The sequence below is a fragment of the Brevundimonas sp. genome (genome assembly GCF_032107865.1).
Lineage (GTDB): Bacteria > Pseudomonadota > Alphaproteobacteria > Caulobacterales > Caulobacteraceae > Brevundimonas.
In genome coordinates, this window is record NZ_DAMCNG010000335.1 from 921 (window position 1) to 1912 (window position 992).

Annotated in this window: 2 protein-coding genes; both read left to right on the plus strand. The window is 68.4% G+C overall.

The window, feature by feature from the left end; genetic code table 11:
• Positions 1–386, plus strand: a 386-nt coding sequence (locus tag RT567_RS16390) for an NlpC/P60 family protein (RefSeq protein ID WP_313577263.1), incomplete at its 5' end; no start/stop codon positions are given.
• 52 nt (positions 387–438) lie between these two features.
• The gene (locus RT567_RS16395; RefSeq protein WP_313577264.1) at positions 439–858 is read left to right on the plus strand and encodes a GNAT family N-acetyltransferase; all 420 of its coding nucleotides are present in this window, start codon (positions 439–441) and stop codon (positions 856–858) included.
• Positions 859–992 lie beyond the last annotated feature (134 nt).

Consider the following 992-nt stretch of genomic DNA (forward strand, 5'->3'; position numbering starts at 1 on the left):
CATTTGAACGTGATCTGGTCGCCGTGGCCGAGCGCCTGCTGGGCCGCCCGCACGCCCTGGGCGCCCGGTCTTCGCTGGAGATCGACTGCTCTGGCCTGGTGCAACAGGCCCTGCTGGCCTGCGGTCTGCCGGGCCCCCGCCGAGCGGAAGAGCAGGCCCGCCTGGGCCGCGCCGTGTCGCGAGAGGGCGCGCAGCGCGGCGACCTGGTGATCTGGCTGTCTTCTGCAGAGGGCGACTGGACCGGCCATTCGGCCCTGATGCTGGACGCCGAGCGCATCATCCACGCGACCGGCGCGCGCGGCGGCGTGGTGGTCGAGACCCTGGTCGAGGTCGAGGCCCGCCTGACGGCCGACAACTTCACCTCTGCGATCTTCCGTCGCCTCTGAGGCCTGTTTGGCGGCGTTGACGCTGGATCGCTCGCCCGCTCATAACTTGAGCATGAAGCCAGAGACGCCTTCCGACGAGATCATCACCGCATGGCGCGGCGCGTTTGATAACGCCGAGGTCAACGCCCTTCACGCCGAATGCTTCGAGCACCGGCTGTTGGCGGACGACTGGTGGGCGCAGGTCAATCACTACAGCCTGGGCTGGGTGTGCCTTCGACAGAAGGCGCGGTTGATCGGCTTTGTGAACGTCGCCTGGGACGGGGGCGTTCACGCCTTCATTCTGGACACCATGGTGACGCTGGGCCGCCAGCGGGAGGGTCTGGCCCGGACCTTGATCGAGGAAGCGGTCGCCCGTTCGCGGGCCACGGGCTGCGAATGGCTGCACGTCGATTTCGACCCGCACCTTCGGCCCTTCTATTTCGACGCCCGCGGGTTCACGCCGACCGACGCCGGATTGATCGCTCTGAAATAGGCCGAAACGAAGAAAGGCGACCCGAAGGCCGCCTTTCCGTCGTCTGTCGTGTCCGTTCGCCCTTAGGCTTTCGGAGCCGGAGGCGTCGCCTGGGTCGCGGCGGCGTCGGCGGCGGGCGCCTCGGCCGGAGCGGC